At 73.2% G+C, this 21,230-nt stretch carries 18 protein-coding genes and 1 tRNA gene; 6 read left to right on the top strand and 13 right to left on the bottom strand.

Annotated features, from left to right (window positions below):
• Positions 1 to 229: 229 nt before the first annotated feature.
• Positions 230 to 808 carry a mycothiol transferase gene (locus ABEB12_RS09395; protein ID WP_185066655.1) on the bottom strand — a complete coding sequence of 193 codons (579 nt, stop codon included), beginning with the start codon at positions 806 to 808 and terminating at the stop codon, positions 230 to 232.
• A gap of 33 nt (positions 809 to 841) precedes the next feature.
• Here ABEB12_RS09395 and ABEB12_RS09390 point away from each other — a divergent pair, with 33 nt between their 5' ends.
• Positions 842 to 2,035 carry an MFS transporter gene (locus ABEB12_RS09390; RefSeq protein ID WP_185066656.1) on the top strand — a complete coding sequence of 398 codons (1,194 nt, stop codon included), beginning with the start codon at positions 842 to 844 and terminating at the stop codon, positions 2,033 to 2,035.
• Between the two features lie 5 nt (positions 2,036 to 2,040).
• Here ABEB12_RS09390 and ABEB12_RS09385 read toward each other — a convergent pair whose 3' ends face one another.
• Positions 2,041 to 5,373, bottom strand: coding sequence for a S41 family peptidase (locus tag ABEB12_RS09385; protein ID WP_185066657.1), 3,333 nt, complete (start codon positions 5,371 to 5,373; stop codon positions 2,041 to 2,043).
• A gap of 50 nt (positions 5,374 to 5,423) precedes the next feature.
• Here ABEB12_RS09385 and ABEB12_RS09380 point away from each other — a divergent pair, with 50 nt between their 5' ends.
• Positions 5,424 to 6,590, top strand: coding sequence for a PQQ-dependent sugar dehydrogenase (locus ABEB12_RS09380; RefSeq protein WP_185066658.1), 1,167 nt, complete (start codon positions 5,424 to 5,426; stop codon positions 6,588 to 6,590).
• A 50-nt stretch (positions 6,591 to 6,640) separates the two neighbouring features.
• On the opposite strand, the gene ABEB12_RS09375 is transcribed toward ABEB12_RS09380, so the two are convergent.
• On the bottom strand, positions 6,641 to 7,366 hold the full coding sequence (locus ABEB12_RS09375; protein WP_185066659.1) for a hypothetical protein: 726 nt from the start codon (positions 7,364 to 7,366) through the stop codon (positions 6,641 to 6,643).
• 430 nt (positions 7,367 to 7,796) lie between these two features.
• Between ABEB12_RS09375 and ABEB12_RS09370 the strand changes: the two genes are divergently transcribed.
• A complete protein-coding gene (locus ABEB12_RS09370; protein ID WP_185066660.1) occupies positions 7,797 to 9,065 on the top strand; it encodes a hypothetical protein in 1,269 nt (422 codons plus the stop codon).
• A gap of 219 nt (positions 9,066 to 9,284) precedes the next feature.
• On the opposite strand, the gene ABEB12_RS09365 is transcribed toward ABEB12_RS09370, so the two are convergent.
• From ABEB12_RS09365 to ABEB12_RS09355, 3 genes are read right to left on the bottom strand one after another with little or no spacing between them, the layout of a single operon-like run.
• On the bottom strand, positions 9,285 to 9,977 hold the full coding sequence (locus ABEB12_RS09365; RefSeq protein ID WP_185066661.1) for a PIG-L family deacetylase: 693 nt from the start codon (positions 9,975 to 9,977) through the stop codon (positions 9,285 to 9,287).
• Between the two features lie 15 nt (positions 9,978 to 9,992).
• Positions 9,993 to 10,643, bottom strand: a complete 651-nt coding sequence (locus tag ABEB12_RS09360; RefSeq protein WP_185066749.1) for a TetR family transcriptional regulator — start codon at positions 10,641 to 10,643, stop codon at positions 9,993 to 9,995.
• A gap of 57 nt (positions 10,644 to 10,700) precedes the next feature.
• Positions 10,701 to 11,636 (bottom strand): fatty acid desaturase, encoded by a 936-nt coding sequence (locus ABEB12_RS09355; protein ID WP_185066662.1) that lies wholly within the window; start codon positions 11,634 to 11,636, stop codon positions 10,701 to 10,703.
• Positions 11,637 to 11,850: 214 nt separating this feature from the next.
• On the opposite strand from ABEB12_RS09355, the gene ABEB12_RS09350 reads away from it, so the two are divergent.
• Positions 11,851 to 11,922: transfer RNA gene (locus tag ABEB12_RS09350), tRNA-Gln, on the top strand.
• A 2-nt stretch (positions 11,923 to 11,924) separates the two neighbouring features.
• Here ABEB12_RS09350 and ABEB12_RS09345 read toward each other — a convergent pair.
• The 4 genes from ABEB12_RS09345 to ABEB12_RS09330 all read right to left on the bottom strand — a co-directional run bounded on the left by ABEB12_RS09345 (position 11,925) and on the right by ABEB12_RS09330 (position 16,961).
• Positions 11,925 to 12,590 carry a hypothetical protein gene (locus ABEB12_RS09345; protein ID WP_185066663.1) on the bottom strand — a complete coding sequence of 222 codons (666 nt, stop codon included), beginning with the start codon at positions 12,588 to 12,590 and terminating at the stop codon, positions 11,925 to 11,927.
• A 117-nt stretch (positions 12,591 to 12,707) separates the two neighbouring features.
• Positions 12,708 to 13,625: a DUF4142 domain-containing protein gene (locus ABEB12_RS09340; protein ID WP_185066664.1), complete on the bottom strand. Its 918-nt coding sequence runs from the start codon at positions 13,623 to 13,625 to the stop codon at positions 12,708 to 12,710.
• A 14-nt stretch (positions 13,626 to 13,639) separates the two neighbouring features.
• On the bottom strand, positions 13,640 to 14,974 hold the full coding sequence (locus ABEB12_RS09335; protein ID WP_185066665.1) for a ferric reductase-like transmembrane domain-containing protein: 1,335 nt from the start codon (positions 14,972 to 14,974) through the stop codon (positions 13,640 to 13,642).
• Positions 14,975 to 15,320: 346 nt separating this feature from the next.
• A complete protein-coding gene (locus ABEB12_RS09330; protein WP_185066666.1) occupies positions 15,321 to 16,961 on the bottom strand; it encodes a glutamate--tRNA ligase family protein in 1,641 nt (546 codons plus the stop codon).
• A gap of 323 nt (positions 16,962 to 17,284) precedes the next feature.
• On the opposite strand from ABEB12_RS09330, the gene ABEB12_RS09325 reads away from it, so the two are divergent.
• Complete coding sequence (locus ABEB12_RS09325) at positions 17,285 to 17,566, top strand: hypothetical protein (RefSeq protein ID WP_185066667.1); 282 nt, start codon at positions 17,285 to 17,287, stop codon at positions 17,564 to 17,566.
• 261 nt (positions 17,567 to 17,827) lie between these two features.
• Here the strand turns inward: ABEB12_RS09325 and ABEB12_RS09320 are convergent, their stop codons facing one another.
• A complete protein-coding gene (locus ABEB12_RS09320; protein WP_185066668.1) occupies positions 17,828 to 18,328 on the bottom strand; it encodes a hotdog fold thioesterase in 501 nt (166 codons plus the stop codon).
• A gap of 60 nt (positions 18,329 to 18,388) precedes the next feature.
• Here ABEB12_RS09320 and ABEB12_RS09315 point away from each other — a divergent pair, with 60 nt between their 5' ends.
• Positions 18,389 to 18,859: a winged helix-turn-helix transcriptional regulator gene (locus ABEB12_RS09315; RefSeq protein ID WP_185066669.1), complete on the top strand. Its 471-nt coding sequence runs from the start codon at positions 18,389 to 18,391 to the stop codon at positions 18,857 to 18,859.
• A gap of 340 nt (positions 18,860 to 19,199) precedes the next feature.
• Here the strand turns inward: ABEB12_RS09315 and ABEB12_RS09310 are convergent, their stop codons facing one another.
• Positions 19,200 to 20,297 carry a hypothetical protein gene (locus ABEB12_RS09310; RefSeq protein ID WP_185066670.1) on the bottom strand — a complete coding sequence of 366 codons (1,098 nt, stop codon included), beginning with the start codon at positions 20,295 to 20,297 and terminating at the stop codon, positions 19,200 to 19,202.
• A 5-nt stretch (positions 20,298 to 20,302) separates the two neighbouring features.
• Positions 20,303 to 21,193 carry a DNA methyltransferase gene (locus tag ABEB12_RS09305; protein WP_221499084.1) on the bottom strand — a complete coding sequence of 297 codons (891 nt, stop codon included), beginning with the start codon at positions 21,191 to 21,193 and terminating at the stop codon, positions 20,303 to 20,305.
• Positions 21,194 to 21,230 lie beyond the last annotated feature (37 nt).

The following is a 21,230-nucleotide window of genomic DNA, read 5'->3' as shown; positions in this document are numbered from 1 at the left end:
CCTACCCGCCAAATCCGAGCCCTCACGAGCACACTGAGTAACCGAGTAAACGAGTAGCCGAGGGCGCCGAGATCTACCTCAGGGGTGTCGCGGCCATGATCAAAGCCCGCTCAGGTAGATGTCGACGGGACGGAGCCGCCGCCAACCGGCCGGAACGCGCGGGCCGGCACCCAGGCCAGCACAAAACCCGGCCGCGGCCGTCCAAGCGATCTTGAAACCCGCGCCCTGCCTAGCCGGCGCTCGCCCGGCGGGCCGCTTCCTCGAGGCGGGTGAGGTGGGCGGTCCAGTACTCCTGGTCCCCGGGCGCCATGTTGTCCCGGTCGGGCCGCGAGCCGACCGACCCGTCCAACCCCTCGCGCAGGATGTCCGCGTGCCCGAGGTGCCGGTTGGTCTCGGCGACCACGTGCACCAATATTCGGTGCAGAGTTACCTCGGTCCGCTCCGGCGGCCACCAGGGAACCCGGCCGACGGCGTGCGGTTCCAGTTCGTCGATGGTGGCGTCGGCGTGCGCCCAGGCCCTCCGGTACAGGCCTGTCACCCACTCCCGGGACTCGTCGGCCGTCGCCCACAGGTCGTCGTTGGGGTCGGCGTCCTCGGCGGTCCAGGGCAGCGGCTCGGTCGCCGGGCGGCCGAAGACCAGCCCGAAGTAGCCGAACTCGATCGTCGCCAGGTGTTTGACCAGGCCCAGCAGGTTGGTGCCGGTCGGGGTGAGCGGGCGGCGGATGTCGTACTCCCCGACGCCCTCGAGTTTCCACAGCATGGACTCCCGGGCGGTCCGGAGGTACTCGTGCAGGGCTGACGCGGTCATGCGGGAAATCGTTCCACCAACGAGAATCGCGGTATGGCACTGCCCGACGAGCGGCACCGGCGGCGGGCCTTGCTGGCGCTGTGCACCACCGAGATCACCAGCTGGGGAGTGCTGTACTACTCGTTCCCGGTGCTGCTGGGACCGGTGACCGGCGCGACCGGCTGGTCGGCCGGCGCCACGCTGAGCGCGTTCTCCGCCGGGCTGCTGGTCTCCGCGATGTGCGCGGTGCCGGTGGGCCGGGCGCTGGACCGGTACGGCCCGCGCCCGGTGATGACCACCGGATCGGTGCTCGGCACGGCCGCGCTGCTCGGGGTGGCCGCCGCACCCGCCCTGCCGTGGCTGTTCGCGGCCTGCGCGCTGGTCGGGGTGGCCCAGTCGATGCTGCTGTACCCGCCGGCGTTCGCCGCGCTGACCCGCTGGTACGGGCCGGCCCGGGTGCGCGCGATCACCGTGCTCTCCCTGGCCGGCGGCCTGGCCAGCACCGTGTTCGCGCCGCCGACCGCGCTGCTCGCCGAAGCAGTGGGCTGGCGGTGGACGTTCGTCGCCCTGGCCGCCGTGCTCGCCCTGCTCACCGGGCCGCTGCACCTGTGCTTCCTGCGGCTGCCCTGGACACCGGCGCACCGGCGGGAGCGGGCCGAGGGCGGGATCAAGCAGGTGCTGCGCACCCGGCCGTTCCTGCTGCTGGTCGCCGCCCTGACGCTGGCCTCGTTCGCGTTCTACGGCGCCACCCTGAACCTGGTGCCGCTGCTCACCGGGCGCGGCGTGGACAACACGGTGGCCGCCACGATGCTCGGCCTGGTCGGCGCCGGCCAGGTGCTCGGACGGCTGGGCTACCCCACCCTCACCCGGCTCACCGGCGCCGGCGGGCGCACCGCCGCCGTGCTCGCCGTCGGTGCGCTGACCACCGCCGCGCTGGCCGCGGTGACCGGTCCGCTGGTCGCCGTCGGCGCCGTCGCGCTGGCCGCCGGGGCCACCCGGGGCACCTACACGCTGCTCCAGGCGACCGCGGTCAGCGACCGGTGGGGCACCGCCGCCTACGCCACCCTGACCGGCATCGCCATCACCCCGGCCACGGCGGCGATGGCGGTGGGGCCGGCCGGCACCGCGCTGCTGGCCGAGCGGCTGGGCAGCTACCCGGCCAGCTTCTACCTGCTCACCGGGTTGTTGCTGGTCGCGGCGGGCATCGCGCTGGGCACCAAGGTCACTCTCGAGCGCGGAACGCGCTAGGCCGGTCAGGCGCGCGCGGGAGACCGAGGTGGGAGCGGGGCCCGGGCCCGGGAGGGCCGGGTGGCCGGGTCGGGAGGCGTCGCGGCCGGGCGCTCGGCCAGCGCGGCCAGGGCCAGGTCCACGGCGGCGGCGAGCTGCGGGTCGCGGCCGGTCACGTGGTCGTCCGGGGTCGTCACCACCTCCACGTCCGGCGCCACCCCGCCGTTCTCCACCTCCCAGCCGACGTTGTCGAACCAGGCCGCGTACCGGGGCTGGGTCACCAGGGTGCCGTCCACCAGCCGGTACCGGCTGTCGATGCCGATCACCCCGCCCCAGGTGCGCACCCCGACCACCTGGCCGATGCCCATCCGGCGGAACGCGGCGGTGACGATGTCCCCGTCCGAACCGGAGAACTCGTTCGCCACCGCGACCACCGGGCCGCGCGGCGCGTCCAGCGGGTACGTGGTCGGCTGGCCGTGCCGCACCACGTCCCAGCCGATCACCCGCCGGGCCAGCTTCTCGATCACCAGCTGCGAGGTGTGCCCGCCCCGGTTCTCCCGGACGTCCACGATCAGGCCCTCGCGCGCTGTCTCCCGGCCGAGGTCGCGGTGCAGCTGCGCCCAGCCGCTGGCCACCATGTCCGGCACGTGCAGGTAGCCCAGCCGCCCCTCCGAGCGGTCGGCCACGAACGCCCGCCGGCTGGCCACCCAGTCCTGGTAGCGCAGCTGCTCGTCGTCGTACAGCGGCAGCACCACCACCCGGCGCAGCACCCCGTCCGGGCCGGCCGCCACGGTCAGCTCGGTCGGTTGGCCGGCCGTGCCGACCAGCAGCGGGGCCGGACCGGTCACCGGGTCGACCGGCCGTCCGCCCACGGCGAGCAGTACGTCACCCGCCCGCACGTCCACCCCGGGGGCGGTCAGCGGGCTCACCGCGCGCGGGTCCGACGACTCGCCGGGCAGCACCCGGGCCACCCGCCAGCGGCCGTCCTCGGTGCGCTCCAGGTCGGCGCCGAGCAGCCCCGGCCGGGCGCCGGTGCTTCCGGAACCCGGCGGGGTGACGTAGGCGTGCGAGGTGCCCAGCTCGCCCTGCACCTCCCACAGCAGGTCGACCAGGTCGTCGTGGCTGCCCACCGCCTCCACCAGCGGCCGGTAGCGGGCCAGCTCGCCGGCCCAGTCCACGCCGGCCATGTCGGCCACCCAGAAGTGGTCGCGCATCAGCCGCCCGGCCTCGTCGTACATCTGCCGCCACTCGGCGGTGGGGTCCACGGTGAGCGCGATCCGGCTCAGGTCGATGTCGAACTCGTCCGCGCTGTCGTCACCGGGCTTGTCCGAGCCGGACCGGTCGGTGCGCAGCACCCGGAGCGAGCGGCGGTCCCGCACGGCCAGCCGGGTTCCGTCCCCGCTCACCTCGAACCCGTCCGCCGGGTCGGCGATCCGGTCGTGCCGGCGCCGGGCCAGGTCGTAGCGCTCCAACACCGGGCGCGGCCCCTCGGTGCCCTCGGCCAGCCCGTCCCCGAGCACCCCGGTGGGCGTGGTGCGCAGCCACAGCAGGCAGTCCTTGCCGGCCCGCAGCCGGTAGTACCGCGCCTCCCCGACCGGCAGCGCGACCACCCGCTCGGGCAGCCCCTCGGCGTCCACCACCAGCTTCGGCGGGGCGTCCTTCTCGTCCTTTTCCTCGCCCTTGTCCTCGTCCTGCTCCTCGGTCTTCTCCTCCGCCTTCTCCGAGGGAGGGGTGTCCTCGGAGCCGTCCGCCGGGCGCCCCTCCGGGGACGGGCCGAACGGGGACGGCGTGCGCGCGGCCAGCGGCACCAGGAACGGCCGGCAGCCGTTCGGGAAGGACAGGTCGAACGAGTGCGCGTCGTAGATCGGGTCGAAACTGCGGTAGGACAGGAAGGCCAGGTACTTGCCGTCCGAGGTGAACACCGGCGAGGTGTCCACGAACCGGGTGGGCGTCACCGCGATGGGCACCGGCGGGGTGTCCCCGTCCCACTCCGACGGCCGGGCGATCAGGATCCGGCGCAACCCGGCCTCCACCGGGTCCGACCAGGCCAGCCACTCGTTGTCCGGGGAGAAGGCCAGCCCGGACACCTCACCGTCCGCGCCCCTGGCCAGCTCGCGCAGCTCCCCGTCGGCCACCCGGAACACCAGCAGCCGGCCGTCGTGGCAGGCCAGCGCCACGGTCTGGCCGTCCGGGGCGCAGGCCACCTCGAGCACCCGGCCGATCTCGCCGGCCCCGTACCGCTCCGGCGGCGGGGGCGGCGCGTTGTCCGGGGCGCGCAGCGGGGCGATCTCCAGCGCGTCCTCCCCCTCGGCGTCGCTGATCCACACCGCGCGGTCGGTCCCCAGCGGCCGGGCCAGCCGGGTGCGCACCCCGTCGGTGGCGGCGAGGGTGCGCGCCGGGCCGTCCCGGTGGGTCAGCCGGTGCACGGTGCCCCGCACCCCGACCACGCTCAGCCGCCCGGAGTGGTCCGGAACGGCGGAGACCACGTGCCGGTCCGCGCTGATCTGGTAGCGGGCGCGCGCGGTGCGCGGGCCACCCAGCCGGACGTCCAGCCGGCGGGGCGCGGCGTCCAGCGAGTCCAGCAGGTACAGCTGACCGGCCGACTCGTAGACCACCCGGGTGCCGTCCGTGGTGGCGTGCCGGGCGTAGAACTGGGGCTCCCCCGGGGCGCCGTGGTCGCTGTGCCGGCGCAGGTCAGTGCCGTCCGGGGCGACCGAGTACAGGTTGCCCCAGCCCTCGTGGTCGGCCAGGAACGCGATCCGCCCGCCGACCAGCATCGGCGCCTCGATGTTGCCGTCCAGCTCGGGCAGCAGCCGGACGAACCCGGCCTCCTGGCCGGCCCGCCACCACAGCTTGCCGGCGGTGCCGCCCCGGTAGCGCTTCCACCACGCCGGCTCGCGGGACATGACCGCGCTGAGCAGCACCGCCCCCTGCTCGCCGATGGCCAGGTCGGCCACCGGGCCGAAGGGCAGGCGACGGGCCGGCCCGCCGTCCACCGGCACCGCCCGCGCCCAGGTGCGGCGGCCCGACGGCTGCTCGGCGGCGCTGATCGCGATGACCTCGTCCCGGTCGGTCCAGCCCAGCGTCAACGTCTTGGCATCGCCCCAGTAGGTGAGCCGGGTGGCCAGGCCGCCCTCGGTGTCCGCCACCAGCGCCTCCGGCGCGCCGTCCCGGTAGGACGTCCACGCCACCCGGGACCCGTCCGCGTGCAGCCGGGGATTGCGCACCGGCTCCTGGTCGGCGGACAGCCGGTAGGCCCGCCCTCCGTCCACCGATCCGAGCCAGATGTCGTTCTCCGCGACGAACACCAGGGTCGAGCCGCGCACATGCGGGAATCGCAGGTAGCTGGGCGAGTTCATGGCCAGACGGTAATAGGGCGGCCTCGGCGGCCGGACGGCAGGATGAACCCATGAGGCGCGCTGTGTTGATCGCCACGTCACTGGTCGCTCTCGGGCTGGCCGGCTGCGGGTCGCCGCCGGCCGCCGGGACGCCGTCGCCCCCCTTGCGGGTGAGCACGGTGGCCGACGGGTTGGACCACCCGTGGGACGTCGGCTTCCTGCCCGACGGCCAGCTCCTGGTCACCGAGCGCGGCGGGCGGATCTCGCTGCTCTCCGGCGGCGCGCCGGGCGCTTCGGTGCGGCCGGTGACCGCCGACCTCGCCGACCTGCACGCGCGCGGCGAGGGCGGCCTGATGGGCCTGCTCGTGCACCCCGACTTCGCCAGCAGCCGCCGGTTCACCACCTGCCAGACGCACACCGAGGGCGGCCGCCCGGCCGACATCCGGCTGGTCACCTGGGAGCTGTCCGCCGACGGCGCGACCGCGCGCCGGGTGCGGGACCCGCTGGTCGGCGGGCTGCCGCTGAACCCGTCCGGCCGGCACTCCGGCTGCCGGCCCGCCCTGGCCCCCGACGGGTCGGTGCTGGTCGGCACCGGCGACACCGCGCGCGGTGCGTTCTCCCAGGACCGCACCAACCTGGGCGGGAAGGTGCTGCGCATCGACCTGGCCACCGGCGGCCCGGCGCCCGGCAACCCGTTCGCCGGCTCGGCCAACCCGAACGAGCGGCTGGTGTACAGCTACGGCCACCGCAACGTGCAGGGGATCGCCATCCGGCCCGGCACCGGCGAGGCGTTCAGCACCGAACACGGTCCCACCATCGACGACGAGGTGAACCTGCTGCGCTCCGGCGCGAACTACGGCTGGGACCCGTCCCAGGGCGGCACGGTCGGCGGCTACGACGAGGACGTGCCGATGACCGACCTGCGCCGCTTCCCGGGCGCGGTGCCGGCCCGGTGGAGCTCCGGCCAGGAGACCGAGGCCATCGCCGGCGCGGAGTTCCTCGCCGGCCCCCGGTGGGGCCCGCTTCAGGGGGTTCTCGCGGTGCCCGCGCTGAAGGGTTCGAAACTGCTGCTCATGACGTTGGGACCGGACGGCGTGGTGACCTCGGTGAGCACGCCGTCCCAGCTGAACGGCACCCACGGCCGCCTGCGCTCCGCGCACCTGTCCCCCACCGGCGACCTCTACCTGACCACCGACGACGGCGACAACGACCAGATCCTCCTGGTCACCCCCGGCTGAGCGCGACGCCCGCCGGCTTTCGTCGGCGGTCGAGCCGACTCTGGGTGTGGCTAGCCGGCGGCGGTTTCGCGGGAGCGGTCCGTGCGGTCCCAGCCGGACCAGTCCTGCTTGGCCCCAGGATCCCCGGAGGACCGCGGGCCGGGCTCGGGCGGCTCGGCGTCCCTGTCCTCGTCCTCGTCGAACTCGGACCAGTCGAACTCGTCGCCCTCGTCGTCCCGCTCGGTCGACGCCGCCGGTGGCGGCTTGGCCGACGGTGGCGGCGGGGGTGGCGGTGCGGCCGGGGGCCGTGGCGGCTTGGGGGCGGGCGGCTTGGGGGCGGGCGGCTTGGGGGCGGGCGGCGGCGGGCGGCGGTCCTCGCGGCCGGAGTCCCGGGACGGGCCGATGGACCGGGCCTCCGCACTGAAGAACTCGTCGTCCGGGTCCTCCAGGTCGGCGACGCTTTCACTCTCGGATAAGCGCGGCGGCGGCTGGTACCGGTTGGTCGGCTGGATGCCCTGCACCGGGCGCAGCGAGGACGGCGGCGGGTCGCCCGGCAGATGCGGCAGCCACCGTTCCGCGCCCTCGTCCGCGCCGGTGGCCGGCGCCCACAGGTCGGAGGAGTTGAAGGTGGCCGAGTCCGGTCCGCCGAACGGGTTGGCCAGCGGCGGGTGGTACCCCCCGCTGTTGCTCACCGACTCGCGGGGACGCTCCGGCGGTGGCCGGCGTTTCGCGGAATCGGGGGTGACCGTCCCGGTCGGCTCGGCCGCCGCCTTCGGCCCGACCGTCCTCGGTGGCATCCGCTGCTCCCGCTCCGGCGCTCCCGGCCGGCCGGGTCCCCGGCCCCGCGGCCCGCTCGGCGGGAGCGACGGCCGACGCGCGTCGCCGGCCGGCGGGAGCGGCCCACCAGGGTCGGCGGTGGGCGGCATAGGAGGCCGGCCGGGCTGGGCCGACGAACCGTGGGGACCACCCGACGGAGCCGGAGGAACCGGCGGACGGCCCGGTTGAGCCGGGGGCCGGACCGCTTCGCCGCCCGGGCGGGAGCCCGTTTCCACCGGGTCGGGCGTCGGCCTGACCGGCGGACCGGTGGGACGCCCCGCGTCGGGCCCGGACGGCGAACCCTGGCCCCGACCGGCAACGCCAGCGGGTCCAGCTCCGGCGGCACCGGCCGGAGCAGTGCCTCCCGCACCGCGGGCCGGCCCGGCGGCGAGAGGCCCGGAGGGCGATCCCGTGCCGCCACGGCCGGAGGGCGTGCTCGGCGGGTTGGCGGGCCGGGCGGCGGCGCCGGGCCGAGGGTCGCCGCCCCGGGACGGAGCCTCCGGACCACGAGCCGGCGGCGGCCCACCGGGCGGCACCGGCTGGCCCGAGCCGGGCGGCACCGCGCGGGTGGGCGCATCGACCACTCCGCGAGCGTCCGGTGCGGGCGAAGCGGCCTTGCGTTCGCTCCGGTCGCCCGGCTTCCCGCGCTCGCCCGCCGCCGGGGCCTTCCCCGGCTTCGCCGCCGAAAGGTCGAGCTTGGACGTCATCGGATCAACAGCCGGCTTCGCCGCCGACAAGTCCATCTTCGACGTCGCCGGATCAACGACCGGCTTCGCAGCCGACAAGTCCAACTTCGACGTCATCGGATCAACAGCCGGCTTCGCCGCCGACAAGTCCATCTTCGACGTCGCCGGATCAACAGCCGGCTTCGCAGCCGACAAGTCCAACTTCGACGTCGCCGGATCAACAGCCGGCTTCGCCGCCGACAAGTCCATCTTCGACGTCGCCGGATCAACAGCCGGCTTCGCAGCCGACAAGTCCATCTTCGACGTCATCGGATCAACGACCGGCTTCGCAGCCGACAGATCCAACTTCGACGTCACCGGATCGGCCGGCGCCGGCTCGGCCGGTATCCCGGCCTTTCGCCTGGCCGAGCGGGAGGACTTGGCGGACCGCCGGCCGCGCTTGGCCTCGGCGCGGGTCGGCTCGGCGTCGGCGCCCGCCGAGGCCGGCTCCGGCGGACCCTCGTCGGTGACCACGGGGACCACCTCGGTGGGGGCGTCGTCCGGATCCTCCTCGACCGCGTCCTCGAGCATGTCCCGCCGGCGCCGGGCGCTGCGTTCCACGGCGGCGGCGACCACCACGGAGAGCATCAGCCCGAACAGCAGGGTGGCGGCGAACACCTTCCAGCCCGTGGTGCGCACGGGCGGCCCGACCACCGGCTTGGCCGGGGTGTCCAGCCGCATCCGCGAGCCGGCCGGCACCGACCGTTCGAGCTGGTGCTCGTCCAGCTTCTTGGTCAGATCTCCGCCGACCCGGTTGACGTCCTGCAGCGCCTTGTCGGCGGAGTCGGCGTCCGCCCGCACGGTGATCATGGAAGACCCGGGGCGGGCGGTCACGGTGAGCGGCGGGTGCACGTTCCGGGCGCGCCCGGCGCCGGAGGGTTGGACCTCCTCGGCCAGCTGGGCCGCCATCGTGGCCGCGTTCGCGTACCCGCCGTTGGCCGGGCCGTTCACCTGATGGGAGGCGGTCGCCGTGTAAACGGCCGGCATTTGGGTATAAGCGAGCCAGGAGACGCCGACGGAAAGCAGCGCCAGCGGGAGGAGGACATACCACCGCCGAGCCGCCATTCCGAACGCGGCGAACACGCCCACCCGCCACACCTCATTTCGGGTCGACTACAGACGCAGAGAGTACCCGTTTGAACACACCCGGTAGCTCGAGGGCTCGAGCAATCCTTCAGCCTGCCGAAAGACCGTAGGGGCTCTCCGTGCTGGACACGCTAAGCGGGGCCAGCCCGAGTACCAAACGGGTGACATGGAACGCCTCCGCATATCGCGCGCGGCACTGTACCCCACGCAGCCTGGCCAACCCGGCCAGAGACTCGGCGTCGAAGGTGGGGCGGTCCCGCTGCGAGCCGTAGTGCTCGAGCATCTTGTCCACCTTCTCCCGCAGCACCGGTTCGGCCAGCGGCGAGTAGAGCCGGGGTTGATGCAGGTCACCCTCGTGCTGGGCGATCTCGTAGCCGAGCACCAGGTGGTCCGGGAAGGCCACCGGAACCAGCTGGGCGACCACCCGCCGGTCCGCGTGGCCGTCGCGCTCCGAGGGCGCCAGGATGAGGCCCGGCTCGGCGCGCACCCGCAGGTCCTCGAGCACCCGCTTGACCCGTTCCCAGCGCGGGGTGAGCTGGCCCTGGGGCAGGTCCAGGACGCTCACCCGCAGCCGGGCGCCGGGGCAGAAAGCGGCCAGCGCGGCGCGTTCCTCCTCCTCGCGCAGGCTCCCGCCGCCGGTGAAGACCACCGCGTCGATCATCGTCCCGGGATGGGCCCGGCACAGTTCGAGCAGCGTGCCGCCGCAGCCGACGACGATGTCGTCGCAGTGGGCACCGATCAGCGCCACACCGTCCAGCCGCTCGGGAAGCAGGGTCAGCACGTCGGGAACAGTAACTCACTCCGTCGGGGGATGTTCCTCACCCATCCGCGAAAGTCCGAACCACGCCAGGTTCACCAGATGGGCGGTCACCTCGTCGCGTCCGGGCCGCCGCTCCTCCAGCCACCACTGACCCACCTGGGCGACCATCCCGACCAGAGCCTGGCTGTAGAGCGGGGCGGTGGCCGGGTCCATGCCGTGGCGGGCCAGCTCCCGCGCGAGCACGTGCTCCACCTGCCCGGCGATGTCCCCGAGCAGGCTGGAGAACATCCCGGAACCACCGGTCGGCGGGGTGTCCCGGACCAACACCCGGAAGCCGCTGGTGTGCTCGTCCACGTAGCCGAGGAAGGCCGAGGCGGCGCGCCGCAGCAACTCTCGGGGGTGGCTGCCCGGCGGAGCCGGCACCGAGCGGGCGCCCAGTTCGGCGCCCTCGGGAGATACCGGCGGGTCGGCGAGGGCGGTGGCGAACCGGTCCAGCAGCCGCCGGGTCTCCCGGTCGACCACCACGGCGTACAGGCCTTCCTTGCCGCCGAAGTGCTCGTACACCACCGGCTTGCTCACCCCGCCGCGCTGCGCCACCTCCTCCACCGAGGAGGCCGCGAAGCCACGCTCCGCGAACAGCTCGCGGGCCACCTCGATGAGCTGTTCGCGGCGCTCGCCGCCGGTCATCCGGACCCGCGCGCCCGAGCCGGACGCCCCGGCGCGCGTGCCCGGCATCAGCTCTGGCTACTTGGTGCTCAGCTTGGCCAGCCGGGCCGGGGTCGGCCAGCGCACGTCCCGCGCCCAGCCGAACTTCTCGAACATCCAGATCAGCCGGGCGGAGATGTCGATCTGGCCGGGCAGCACGCCGTGCCGGGCGCAGGTCGGGTCCGCGTGGTGCAGGTTGTGCCAGGACTCACCCATGCTCAGGATGGCCAGCGGCCAGAAGTTGCGGGACCGGTCGCGGGACGCGAACGGCCGCTTGCCCACCATGTGGCAGATCGAGTTGATCGACCAGGTGACGTGGTGCAGGATGCCCATCCGGACCAGGCCGCCCCAGAAGAACCCGGTCGCCGCGCCCCACCAGGACCAGGTGACCAGCCCGCCGATGAGCGCCGGGAGCACCAGGCTGGCCACCACGAACCAGGTGAAGTTCTTGCTCACCCGCATGATCGCCCGGTCGGCGAGCAGGTCCGGGACGAACCGGCGCTCGTTGGTCTCCGCGCGATCGAACAACCAGCCGAAGTGGGCGTGGATGAAGCCCTTGACCACGGCGGCCGGCGAGGTGCCGAACAGCCACGGCGAGTGCGGGTCACCCTCCTTGTCGGAGAAGGCGTGGTGGCGCCGGTGGTCGGCCACCCAGCGGATGACCGAGCCCTGCACGGCCAGCGAGCCGGCGATGCCGAGCACCACCCGCAACCAGGTCCGCGCCTTGAACGACTTGTGGGTGAAGTGCCGGTGGTAGCCGACCGTCACGCCCAGGCAGCCGATCACGTAGAACGCGACCATCATGGCCAGGTCGTGCCAGTAGACGATGCCCCAGGCCCAGGCCATCGGAATGGCGGCGAAGAACGCGAGCATCGGGACGATGACGAATATGTAGATCAAGACGTGTTGCCAGGTCGGTCGCTTGCCTTCGACGATCGGCATGGGGCCTGCGACGGCCTCGGCGGTGCTGGCCATGGAAGAGGGTCACCTCGGAGAGTCGGTGCGGTCGGATTCGCGGTCGCATCCGGCTACGTCTGGCGTAACCTACGCCAGCGTAAGTTAGGTGAGCCTGCGCCGTAACCCCGGGGCAACGATTCACGGCGTGTCTTTGCCCACCGGTGTGTCGGCCCCATCCCCTCGCCGCTCCCCATTTGAGCAGTGAGAAGATGGAGCCGACCGACACACCCGATCCGCCGTGGTGTAACTGGCAGCACATCGGATTTTGGTTCCGATAGACCAGGTTCGAATCCTGGCGGCGGAGCGCTACCTGCGTGGCCTGGTAAGGAACAGTACCTCGGTGCAGATCGGCTCGAAGCCGCTGGCCAACAGGGTGCGCAGCACCCGGCTGTCGTGCAGCGGGGCCGAGCCGAACAGCATGCTCCGGTCCGGCACGCAGACCTTCGCGGCGGAGAGCAGCTCGCGGCCCACCCGGCCGCCACCGCCCTGGTCCACCCGGATGTGCACGTCCCACCGGCCGCCGGGACCGTGCGCGAGGGCAAAGCGGCCGGCGGAGCCGGTGCCCTGGTAGCTGAAGCAACTCACGTTGTCCCGGTAGGCCGCCCAGCCCGGTTCGGGCTCGCCACCCTCCTCGACCTTGCCGTGCAGGTAACCCGACCGGTGCGAGGCCGAGGTCAGCAGGCTGGAGTAGGTCGGCGGGTTGCCCAGCCGCTCGGCCAGCTTCTGGACGAAGCCGAAGATCCCGCCGGTCACGTTGGCCGGGTTCCCCGACGGGGTGATGCTCAGGTTCTCGTCCACCCAGTCCTGGGGTACGTCGGCCGCCACTTCCACGTGGCCGGCGAAGAACGCGACCATGTCGCACGGCCCGCTCATCGGCCCGACCACCACTGCCCGGCCGTCGGCCGCGGGGAACGACCCGTGCGCGGCGGAGTGCACGGTATCGGAGAGTGGATGCTGCACGCTGACGGTCATATGGATAAGCCCCCTTGATCGCTTTACAGGGCGGCACGCCGGCGCCGCCCCGAGCTACCCCCCGGTAGCGATTCAGAACCTGTGAAATATATCACAGTGCAGTAAGTTAGGGGACGGTTACCAGCCGCGATTGCCGGCCTTGCGCCGCAGCTTGGGCGGCCGGCGTTCCAGCGTGTCCTCCGGTGAGGCGGTCCGTTGGGTGGGGATCAGGCGGGGCCAGGTCGGCGCGCGCAGGGAGTCGGTGCGCCGGGCGCGGGGGCGCACCGGCGGAACCGGGAAGGACGGCGTTCTGGGTCCGGCCCGGCGGCGGCTCATGCCGCGCAGCGCGGCGGCCGCGACGATCACCGCGAGCCCGAACAGCATCAGCGTGACCGGCAGGTCGAAACCGCCCACCGAGACCAGCCGGGCGGCCGGCGCGGTGGTCGGCGGGAACAGCGAGTAGTCCACGATGCCGGTGCTCTCCAGGTACGTCATGTGCCGGGCGATGAACCCGCTGGCCTGGATGGCGAACTTGCGGACCACCTCGTTCTGGGTGCCCGAACGCACCCCCTCGACCAGCGGCATCACCTCACCGTGGGCCGAGCGGACGATGTTCACGAAGGTCTTGTCGTAGGCCCCCGTCGGCGCGTCGGTGATCTGCCCCATCCACACCTTCTGCTGGTCGGACGGCTGGCTGGGCAGCACCACGCCAAGCTTCGCGGACGCCTCCCGCAGCGCGGCGTCCAGCTGCGCGTGCTCGACGCCCAGCTTGCGCCCGACCTCGCGGACCGCGGGGCTGGTGGCGCGCTGCGCGGCCTGCTCCCCCATCGGCCCCTCCCACAGGTTGGCCTGCCGGACCTTGATCAGCATGTCCCGGTCGGAGGAGTTCAGCGGACCCCACTGGGTGCTCTGGGTTCCCCCGCCGAACAGCGAGGAGAACGACTGCGGCGCGGACGGCGAGCGCCCGGCCAACACGATCGACACCAGGATCGCCACCACCGCGCTGCCGAGCACCGCCCAGCGCACGAAGCGGGCGGCGCCGTTCTCGGAATGCACTTCAGGTTCCCTTCTCAGACCATCTCGAACTGCTCGGTATGGATCCGAGCCCGGTCGATACGCAGCTCCTCCAGCGCGGTGACCACGTCGGTCACCATGGCCGGCGGGCCGCAGACGAAGTACTCGAGCTTGCGGCGGGCGCCCCGGGAGGGCAGCACGTCGCGCAGCAGCGCGCCGTCGATCCGGCCGGTGCGCCCGGGCCACTCCTCCGGCGGGTGGCTCAGCGTCTCCACCAGGGTCAGCCGCAGCTGCTGGCCGATCAGGCGCAACTCGTCGCGGAAGAGCAGCTCGTCCACCGTGCTGGCGCCGGAGACCAGCAGCACCTCGCGGGTGTCCCCCCGCAGCGCCAGCGCCCGCAGCATGCTGATCATCGGCGTGATGCCGACCCCGGCGGCGACCAGCACCAGGCCGGCCCGCTTCTCCCGCCCTTCCCAGGTGAACGACCCGTACGGGCCGTCCACCCAGACCGGGTCACCCGGCCTGAGCTTGGCCAACCCGCCGGTGAAGTCACCCACGTTGCGCACGGTGAACTCCACCGACTCCGTGCCGGCCGGAGCGGACGCGATGGTGAACGGGTGCTCCTCCGCGCCGACCCACCGCCCCACCCGCAGCCACGCGAACTGGCCGGGCGCGTAGGGCATGGACGAGGTGTCGAACCCGTGCCGGGGGCGGCGCGGCCGGATCACCAGGGTGTTCACGTCACCGGTCTCGGCCCGCACCTCGTGCACCTCGTAGGCGCGGTGGGCGTCGAAGCTGGGCCGCCACACCCAGCGGTGGCTGAGTACGCCGAGCACCAGCGCGGCCAGCAGGCCGAAGGTGATGCGCAGCGGCGGGTCGTTGACCAGGTGCCGCAGCCACCACACGTGCAGCCCGGTGAGCACCACCACCGAGCCGCCCAGTGCCAGGTGCACCCACCGCCACAGCGCGTACCGGTGCCGCACCCGGTGCCGCAGCACGGCCAGCCCGGTCAGGGCGACCAGGCCGACCGTGGCGCCGATGCCGGCCCGCGATGGCATGGACCACTGCCGGGGGTCGAACAGGGTGACCGCACTGGGGGCCGACGCCAGCACCAGCACCACGTGCAGTACCACCATCAGCAGCAACAGCAGGCCCAGCAGCCGGTGCACGCCGAGCACCGCCTCGATGCCGAGCGCGCGGGTCAGCGAGCGCAGCCGGGAGGGGGTGATCACCGCGCAGACCAGCAGCCCGGTGGCGAGCACCCCGCTCTGCACGGCCAGTTGGTTCAGCAGCGGGTTGTCACTGCCGTTGACCAGGCTGAGCAGCGTCGGGGCAACCATGACCGCCAGGAACGCGACAGCCCAGCACAGACGAGCCTTGCCGGGGAGCATGCGGCGACCATAGGGCGGCCCGCGCGGCGGCAAACCCGGCCTGAGAGGCCGAACGGTGAACTGTCGACCTCGAGCACATGCCGCGCGCCGAGCACCCGCCGACTGCGCCGATCGTCGGCCGGGCACTGCTCCGTCCGGCGCGCTCTCCGCTCAGGTTCGCCTCTCCGCCGGCCGTCGCCGGACCGACGCCACCGCCCGGCGCCGACGTCCACCGCTCACCGACCGATCACCGACGCCCGGCGCCGACGGGGAACCACACCGCCGCCCGCCGCGGGCGCCCACCCGCCTCGCCTGCGCACCCGCCTCGCCTGCGCACCCGCCTCGCCTGCGCACCCGCCTCGCCTGCTCAGCCGGCGAGTGCCCGCACCCGCCTCGCCACCTCGTCGGCGCCCAGCGCGCCAGCCACCGCGTGCAGGTCGGGACTCCGGGGGGAGCCGGTGAGCGCCACCCGGAGCACGTTCGCGGCGTCCCGCAGCATGCCCGGGTAGGCGTCCGGATCCTTCTTGTAGGCCTTCGGGTTGGGCGCGAAACCGTGCCGGGCGGCCAGCTCGCGGATCTGGTTGAACCAGGTCGGCTGGTCGTCCGACCAGGAGTAGTTGTCCGCGAAGTCGGCGGCCATCTTGCGCACCAGCGCCACGTCCAGACCGCCCAGCCGCTCGTCGGCCGGGTCGGTCACCGGGGTGAACAGCGCGCCGAAGAAGAACCCGTACAGCTGCCGGAAGTCCGACCAGCGCACCAGGTCCTTGCGCGGGTTCTCCACCCCCACCCGCTCGACGTCCACCGCCCGCTCGGCCAGCTCGCGCTCGCTGGCCAGCACCTCGACCAGCTCCGGGTCCCGTTGCCGGGCCCACTCGGACACCGCGTCCAGCACGGTCGGCCCGTCCAGGGTGGCGATGTGGTCGGCGCTGATGTCGGCCAGCTTGACCATGTCGACCAGCGGCCCGGCCACCCCGAACTCGGCCAGCCGGATCGGCTCGGCCAGCGCCTGCTCCAGCGGCAGCTCGGCCAGCCGGCCGTTGGCCAGCCCGCGCAGGTAGTACAGCACCGCGGCGGCCGGGTAGCCCGCGTCCAGGTAGAAGTCCACCGAGGCCTCGGGGTCCTTCCGCTTGGACAGCTTCCGCTTCACCCCGCCCGGCTCGGTCTTCATCAGCGGCGCGATGTGCGCGTAGCGCGGCGGCGGGAAGCCCAGGGCCTCGAACAGCTGCAGGTGCAGCGGCACCGAGGAGATCCACTCCTCGCCCCGCAGCACCAGGTTGACCCCCATCAGGTGCTCGTCCACCGCGTGCGCGAAATGGTAGGTGGGCAGCCGGGGGCTCTGCGCGGAGCTCTTCAGGATCACCACGTCGTTGCGGTTCGCCTCGTGCTCCAGGTGGCCCCGGATCGCGTCGTCGAAGCCGACCCGGCCCTCCACGCCCGGCGAGCGGAACCGGACCACGTACTCCTCGCCGGCCTCCAGCTTCGCGGCGACCTCCGCCGGGTCGGCGTCCCGCCAGCGCGCCCAGCTGCCGTAGTAGCCGGTGGGCAGCTTGGTGGCCCGCTGGCGGCGGGTGATCTCCTCCAGCTCCTCGCGGGTGCAGAAGCACGGGTAGGCCCGGCCCTGGCGCATCAGCTCGCGCACGTAGCTGAGGTAGATCCGCTCGCGGGCGGACTGCAGGTACGGGCCGTACGGGTCGTCCCCGCCCTCGTCGGGCCCGATGCCGAAGTAGGCGAAGGCCCGATCGAACTGTTCCGCCGCATCGGCGACCAACCGCGCCTGGTCGGTGTCCTCCACCCGCACGAAGTAGACGCCGCCGGAGCCGTGCGCCACCTCCTTCGCCACCATCGCGGTGTAGACGCCGCCGATGTGCACGAAGCCGGTCGGGCTGGGCGCGAACCGGGTCACGTAGGCGCCTTCGGGCAGCTCCCGGGGCGGGTAGTGCTCCTCCCAGTGGGACGGCTCCGGCAGATCGGCCGGAAAGAGGCTGTCGACGACGCTGCGCTCGAGCATGGGTTGCGTGATCTCCACTGGGCGTTCCGGATGGTGCACGGGCCACCGAGGCGCGGCCGCCGGGCGGGGCGCGCCAAACCTGTTCCGTGCCGGTTGTCGACGATACCGGGTGGCCGGCGCGCCTCTCCCCCGCCCGACGGCCGCCATCCCCCGATTCGTGATCATCAGGACATGAGGGCCGGTTTGGGCGCGCCGGAGCGGCCCTGATGCCCTGATGATCATGGAATGTGCCGGTTGGGGTGCGGTGCCGGTTCAGGGCGGCTTGGACGGCGCGGCTGGGTGGTCTGCCGTGGCTTGGCTGCGGCCCGTTGCGTTTGCCCTCGGTGCTGGTGGCCTTGGCGCCGGCCGCCTCGGTGCTGGCGGCCTCGGGCCTGGTGCCGGTGGCCCTGGTGCCGGTGGCCCTGGTGCCGGTGGCCCTGGTGCCGGTGGCCTCGGGCCTGGTGGCCCTGGTGCTGGTGGCCTTGGCGCTGGCGACCCTGGTGCTGGCGGCCTCGGGCCTGGCAGCCCTGGCGCCGGTGGCCTTGGGCCTGATCACAGGCCGTGACTGGGTTCAGCGAGAGGTTGATCGCCATCTCTGGCGGTTCAGCCGCGAAAATCGACGCTGAACCGCCAGAATCGACGATCACGCCCGAGGCGCGACGAACGGGAGCCGGGTTGGTGCCGGCCAGTCGTTACCCCGTGTAGCCGAACGCGACGCGGCGGCACAAAAGCCGCGGCAGACCGCCCAGCCGCGCCGTCCAAGCCGCTTTGCAACCAGCACCGCACCCAACCGGACCGATCTGGGAGATCAGCATGACATCAGGGCCGCCTCATCCGCCCTGAACCGACCGTCATGCCATGGTGATCATGAAACCGGCGGGCTGCGACTACCCGCGCAGGATGAGGGCGCTGCTGGTGGCGTGCGCGTACTGCCGGCCGGCCGTGTCGCGCAGCTCGGCCTGGGCCAGCGCGGTCCGCCCGCCCAGGTGGAGCACGGTGCCGGTGCAGCGCATCGGGCCGGTGTCCAGGGTGATCCGGCCGAGGAACTTGGTGGTCAGGTCCAGGCTGGTGTAGCCGACGCCGGCGGGCAGCATCGAGTGGACCGCGCAACCCGCCGCCGAGTCGAGCACGGTGGCGTAGATGCCCCCGTGCACTCCGCCGAGCGCGTTGTAGTGGAACTCCGCCGGGGTGAACTCGAAGACCACCCGGCCGGCGTCCGCCTCGACCAGGCGCAGGCCGATGGTCTCGACCAGCGGCGGGCCCGGGATGGTGCCGTCGATCCAGCCGCGCAGCACGGTGAGGCCGTCCCGGCCGACCAGTTCGGCGGCCACGGCGTGCGGGTCCTGCCAGTGGTGGGTGCGCTCGCGGGCGGTCAACTGCTCGGTCACCTGGCCGAGGGTGCACGAGCTGGGTCCTCAATGGCAACTGAACTCGGTATGATGTCGGTCATGCACTTTCGCGAACTGGAAAGCGGCGTGTGCTCCATCGCGCGCACCATGTCGGTGATCGGGCAGCCCTGGACGATCCTGGTGCTGCGCGACCTGTTCAACGGCATGCGCCGGTTCGACGACCTGGTCGATCACCTCGGCATCGCGCGCAACGTGCTCACCCGACGGCTGGCCGCACTGGTGGACGCCGGCATCGTGGAGAAGCGCAGCTACCGGGAGCCGGGCCAGCGCGCCCGCCAGGAGTACCGCCTCACCCCGGCCGGCTGGGACCTGCGCCCGGTGCTGGTCGCGCTCATGGACTACGGCGACACGCACCTGGCCGGCCCCGAGGGCGCCCCGGTGCGGCTGACCCACGCCGACTGCGGCGGCGCGGTCCGGGTCGCGCTGACCTGCGAGAACGGCCACGCGCTGGAGCCGGAGGACCGCCTCCGCCCGCGCCCCGGCCCCGGCGCCCAGGCGAAGAGCGCCTGATCGGGCACCCCGCGCCCTCGGGTGCGGTTGAGGTGCGGTGCGCCGGTACGACGGACGGCCCGGACGGGCACGGCTCGGGCCTGCTGGCGACCTCGGCACGGCCCGTTTCGGCTCGCCTGCCACGGACAGTTACGAACGTGCCGTCGTGAGGCTGAGTTCGCCGCCTTCCGTTCGTCGCGCCAGGGATCAACATATCGCCACGCCCGGTCACAGTCAGTGACCAAAGCCCGCGAACGAACCCAACGCAACCGGCCGTGCCCGAGCGGCACACAACGCAAACCCCGCCGTCCAAGCCGTCCTTCGAACCGGCACCGCACCTCAACCGCACCCGAGAACCTGATCAGGGGCCGATCAGGGCGGGGAACGGGGCCACGGTGAGCATCTCGTCCAGCGTGGCCAGGGTGAACACCCGGCCGTCGGTGTCCCGGACCACCGGGCCGAGGGTGTCGTTCACCCGCGCCCAGCCCATCCCGCCGAGCACCGCGATCAGCGGCACTCCGCCGAGGCGCACCGACTCGTCGCGCAGCCGCTCGAAGCGCAGCGCCTTGTCCCGCGCGGTACCGCCGTTGTTGGTGGCCTTGCACTCCAGCATCGCGCGCAGCGCGCCAGCGCCGTCGTAGACCACGAAGTCCGGCGCCGGGGTCACCTGCACCTCGAACCGGTCCGCGATCTCGCCCTGGTTGTGTGCCCCGGTGCGGATGAAGCTGATCCCGTGCTCCGCGAACAGCGCCTCCACCGCGTCCTCGATCAGGTTCCCGCGCCGGCTGGACGTGGCGTCCAACAGCTGCCGGAACGACCCGCCGTAGTGCCGCTGGTGCAGGAACAGCGCGAACGGCACCCCTCCGTCGGCGAACTTGCGCACCGAGGCCCAGCCGTCGGCGGTGTCCGGCTTGTCCTGCTTGCTGCGCAGCTCCCCGGCCGGCTCGCCGAACAGGGTGCCGTCCATGATCCGGGTCAGCGTGCGCGCCACCACCTGCACCTGCCCGGCGGAGGCCGGAATCCCGCGCCGCTCCATCGAGTCGACCTTGCTGGCGGACACCGGCGGCAGGCCCAGCGGGCCGCCGACCAGCGCACTGGCGTGCCCGAACTCCTCCTTGGTCAGCCCGGCGATGGTGCGGAACACCAGCAGCGTGCGCGGGTCCATGGTGAGCACGGCGGCCAGCTCGTCCTCGCCGACCGAGGCGAACCCCTCGGTGGCCGCGTGCGCGGCGTCGTAGACCAGCTGGAAGTAGTCCGGCTCGTAGAACGGCGCCGGGTGGATGTAGGCGAAGTCCGGGGCCAGCGCCGGCACGTACACCGCCCGGGCCACCTCGGCGAAGATCCGGCTGTGCTCGACGGTTCCGTGCCGCTGCGGCACCAGCCGGAGACCGGCCACCCGGCGGTCCCAGCTGCTCGCCGCGACGATCTCCTCGACGGTGTCCTCCGGCGTGTGGGCCATCCGCGTCAGCCCACGTGCTGGAGCGAACCCGGCACGTCGTCCGGGTCGTCCTCGGCGATCCGCCGGTGCGCCTCGGCGACGAACCGGTCGTGGATCTCGATGCCGGCCGCCCGCCGCCCCAGCCGCCGGGCCACCACCACGGTGGTCCCGCCGCCGGCGAACGGGTCGATCACCACGCCGTCCTTGGGCGAGCCGACCCGCACGAAGAACTCGGCCAGGCCCTCCGGCATGGCCGCCGTGTGCGCCACGCCCCGGTGCTGGTTGTAGGTCTGCGGCACGCTCACCACGTTGCCCGGGTCGGCCCCGCCGTGCAGGTAGGTCTTGGTCCGGTCCCGGCCGAAGCCGGCCTCGGTGTTGCGCCGGCCCAGCCGGTCGGACTTGCGGCGGGCGATCTCCGCCGCGTCGGCCCGGTACGGCACCCGGACCGCGTTCAGGTCGAAGTACGGCTTGCCGCCCTTGGCGAAGTGGTAGACGTACTCGAAGCTGTCCTTGGTGCGCGGGCCGAACCGGCCGGGCACGGCGTTCGGCTTGGCCCAGATGTAGGTCTCGATCCACCGCCAGCCGGACTCCTGCATGGCCAGGACCAGCTGGTACACGTACGGGTGGCGCTGCCCCTTGAGCGGGCCCCGGTTGGCCACCCGGTTCTTGATGTTCAGGAACAGGCTGCCGGTTTCGGTGGTGGCCGCCCGCATGGCGTCGGCGAACGGCATGAACCAGGACACGTAGCGGTCCGGGTGGATGCGGCTGTAGGCGCGCGCATCGGCGTAGGGCGGGCTGGTGAAGAACAGGTCCACCGACTCGGCCGGCAACCGGGGCAACCAGTCCGCCGCGTCCCCGCACACCACGCCTTCGGCGAACAGGCGCGGCAGGACGTCATCGGCGGGGAGCGGGGGCACTCCGGGATGTTAGCGGGCGCCCATGACGCTCTGCGCG

This window comes from Actinospineispora eucalypti (assembly GCF_039543365.1).
Classification (GTDB): domain Bacteria; phylum Actinomycetota; class Actinomycetes; order Mycobacteriales; family Pseudonocardiaceae; genus Pseudonocardia; species Pseudonocardia eucalypti.
This window is presented reverse-complemented; position numbering and strand designations above follow the sequence as displayed.

Excerpts from the sequence above, each read along its gene's own strand:
- ABEB12_RS09395 (WP_185066655.1), bottom strand. The coding sequence starts at position 808 with ATGACCGCGTCAGCCCTGCACGAGTACCTCCGGACCGCCCGGGAGTCC.
- ABEB12_RS09390 (WP_185066656.1), top strand. The coding sequence starts at position 842 with ATGGCACTGCCCGACGAGCGGCACCGGCGGCGGGCCTTGCTGGCGCTG.
- ABEB12_RS09385 (WP_185066657.1), bottom strand. The coding sequence starts at position 5,373 with ATGAACTCGCCCAGCTACCTGCGATTCCCGCATGTGCGCGGCTCGACC.
- ABEB12_RS09380 (WP_185066658.1), top strand. The coding sequence starts at position 5,424 with ATGAGGCGCGCTGTGTTGATCGCCACGTCACTGGTCGCTCTCGGGCTG.
- ABEB12_RS09375 (WP_185066659.1), bottom strand. The coding sequence starts at position 7,366 with ATGCCACCGAGGACGGTCGGGCCGAAGGCGGCGGCCGAGCCGACCGGG.
- ABEB12_RS09360 (WP_185066749.1), bottom strand. The coding sequence starts at position 10,643 with ATGACCGGCGGCGAGCGCCGCGAACAGCTCATCGAGGTGGCCCGCGAG.
- ABEB12_RS09355 (WP_185066662.1), bottom strand. The coding sequence starts at position 11,636 with ATGGCCAGCACCGCCGAGGCCGTCGCAGGCCCCATGCCGATCGTCGAA.
- ABEB12_RS09345 (WP_185066663.1), bottom strand. The coding sequence starts at position 12,590 with ATGACCGTCAGCGTGCAGCATCCACTCTCCGATACCGTGCACTCCGCC.
- ABEB12_RS09335 (WP_185066665.1), bottom strand. The coding sequence starts at position 14,974 with ATGCTCCCCGGCAAGGCTCGTCTGTGCTGGGCTGTCGCGTTCCTGGCG.
- ABEB12_RS09330 (WP_185066666.1), bottom strand. The coding sequence starts at position 16,961 with ATGCTCGAGCGCAGCGTCGTCGACAGCCTCTTTCCGGCCGATCTGCCG.
- ABEB12_RS09315 (WP_185066669.1), top strand. The coding sequence starts at position 18,389 with ATGCACTTTCGCGAACTGGAAAGCGGCGTGTGCTCCATCGCGCGCACC.
- ABEB12_RS09310 (WP_185066670.1), bottom strand. The coding sequence starts at position 20,297 with ATGGCCCACACGCCGGAGGACACCGTCGAGGAGATCGTCGCGGCGAGC.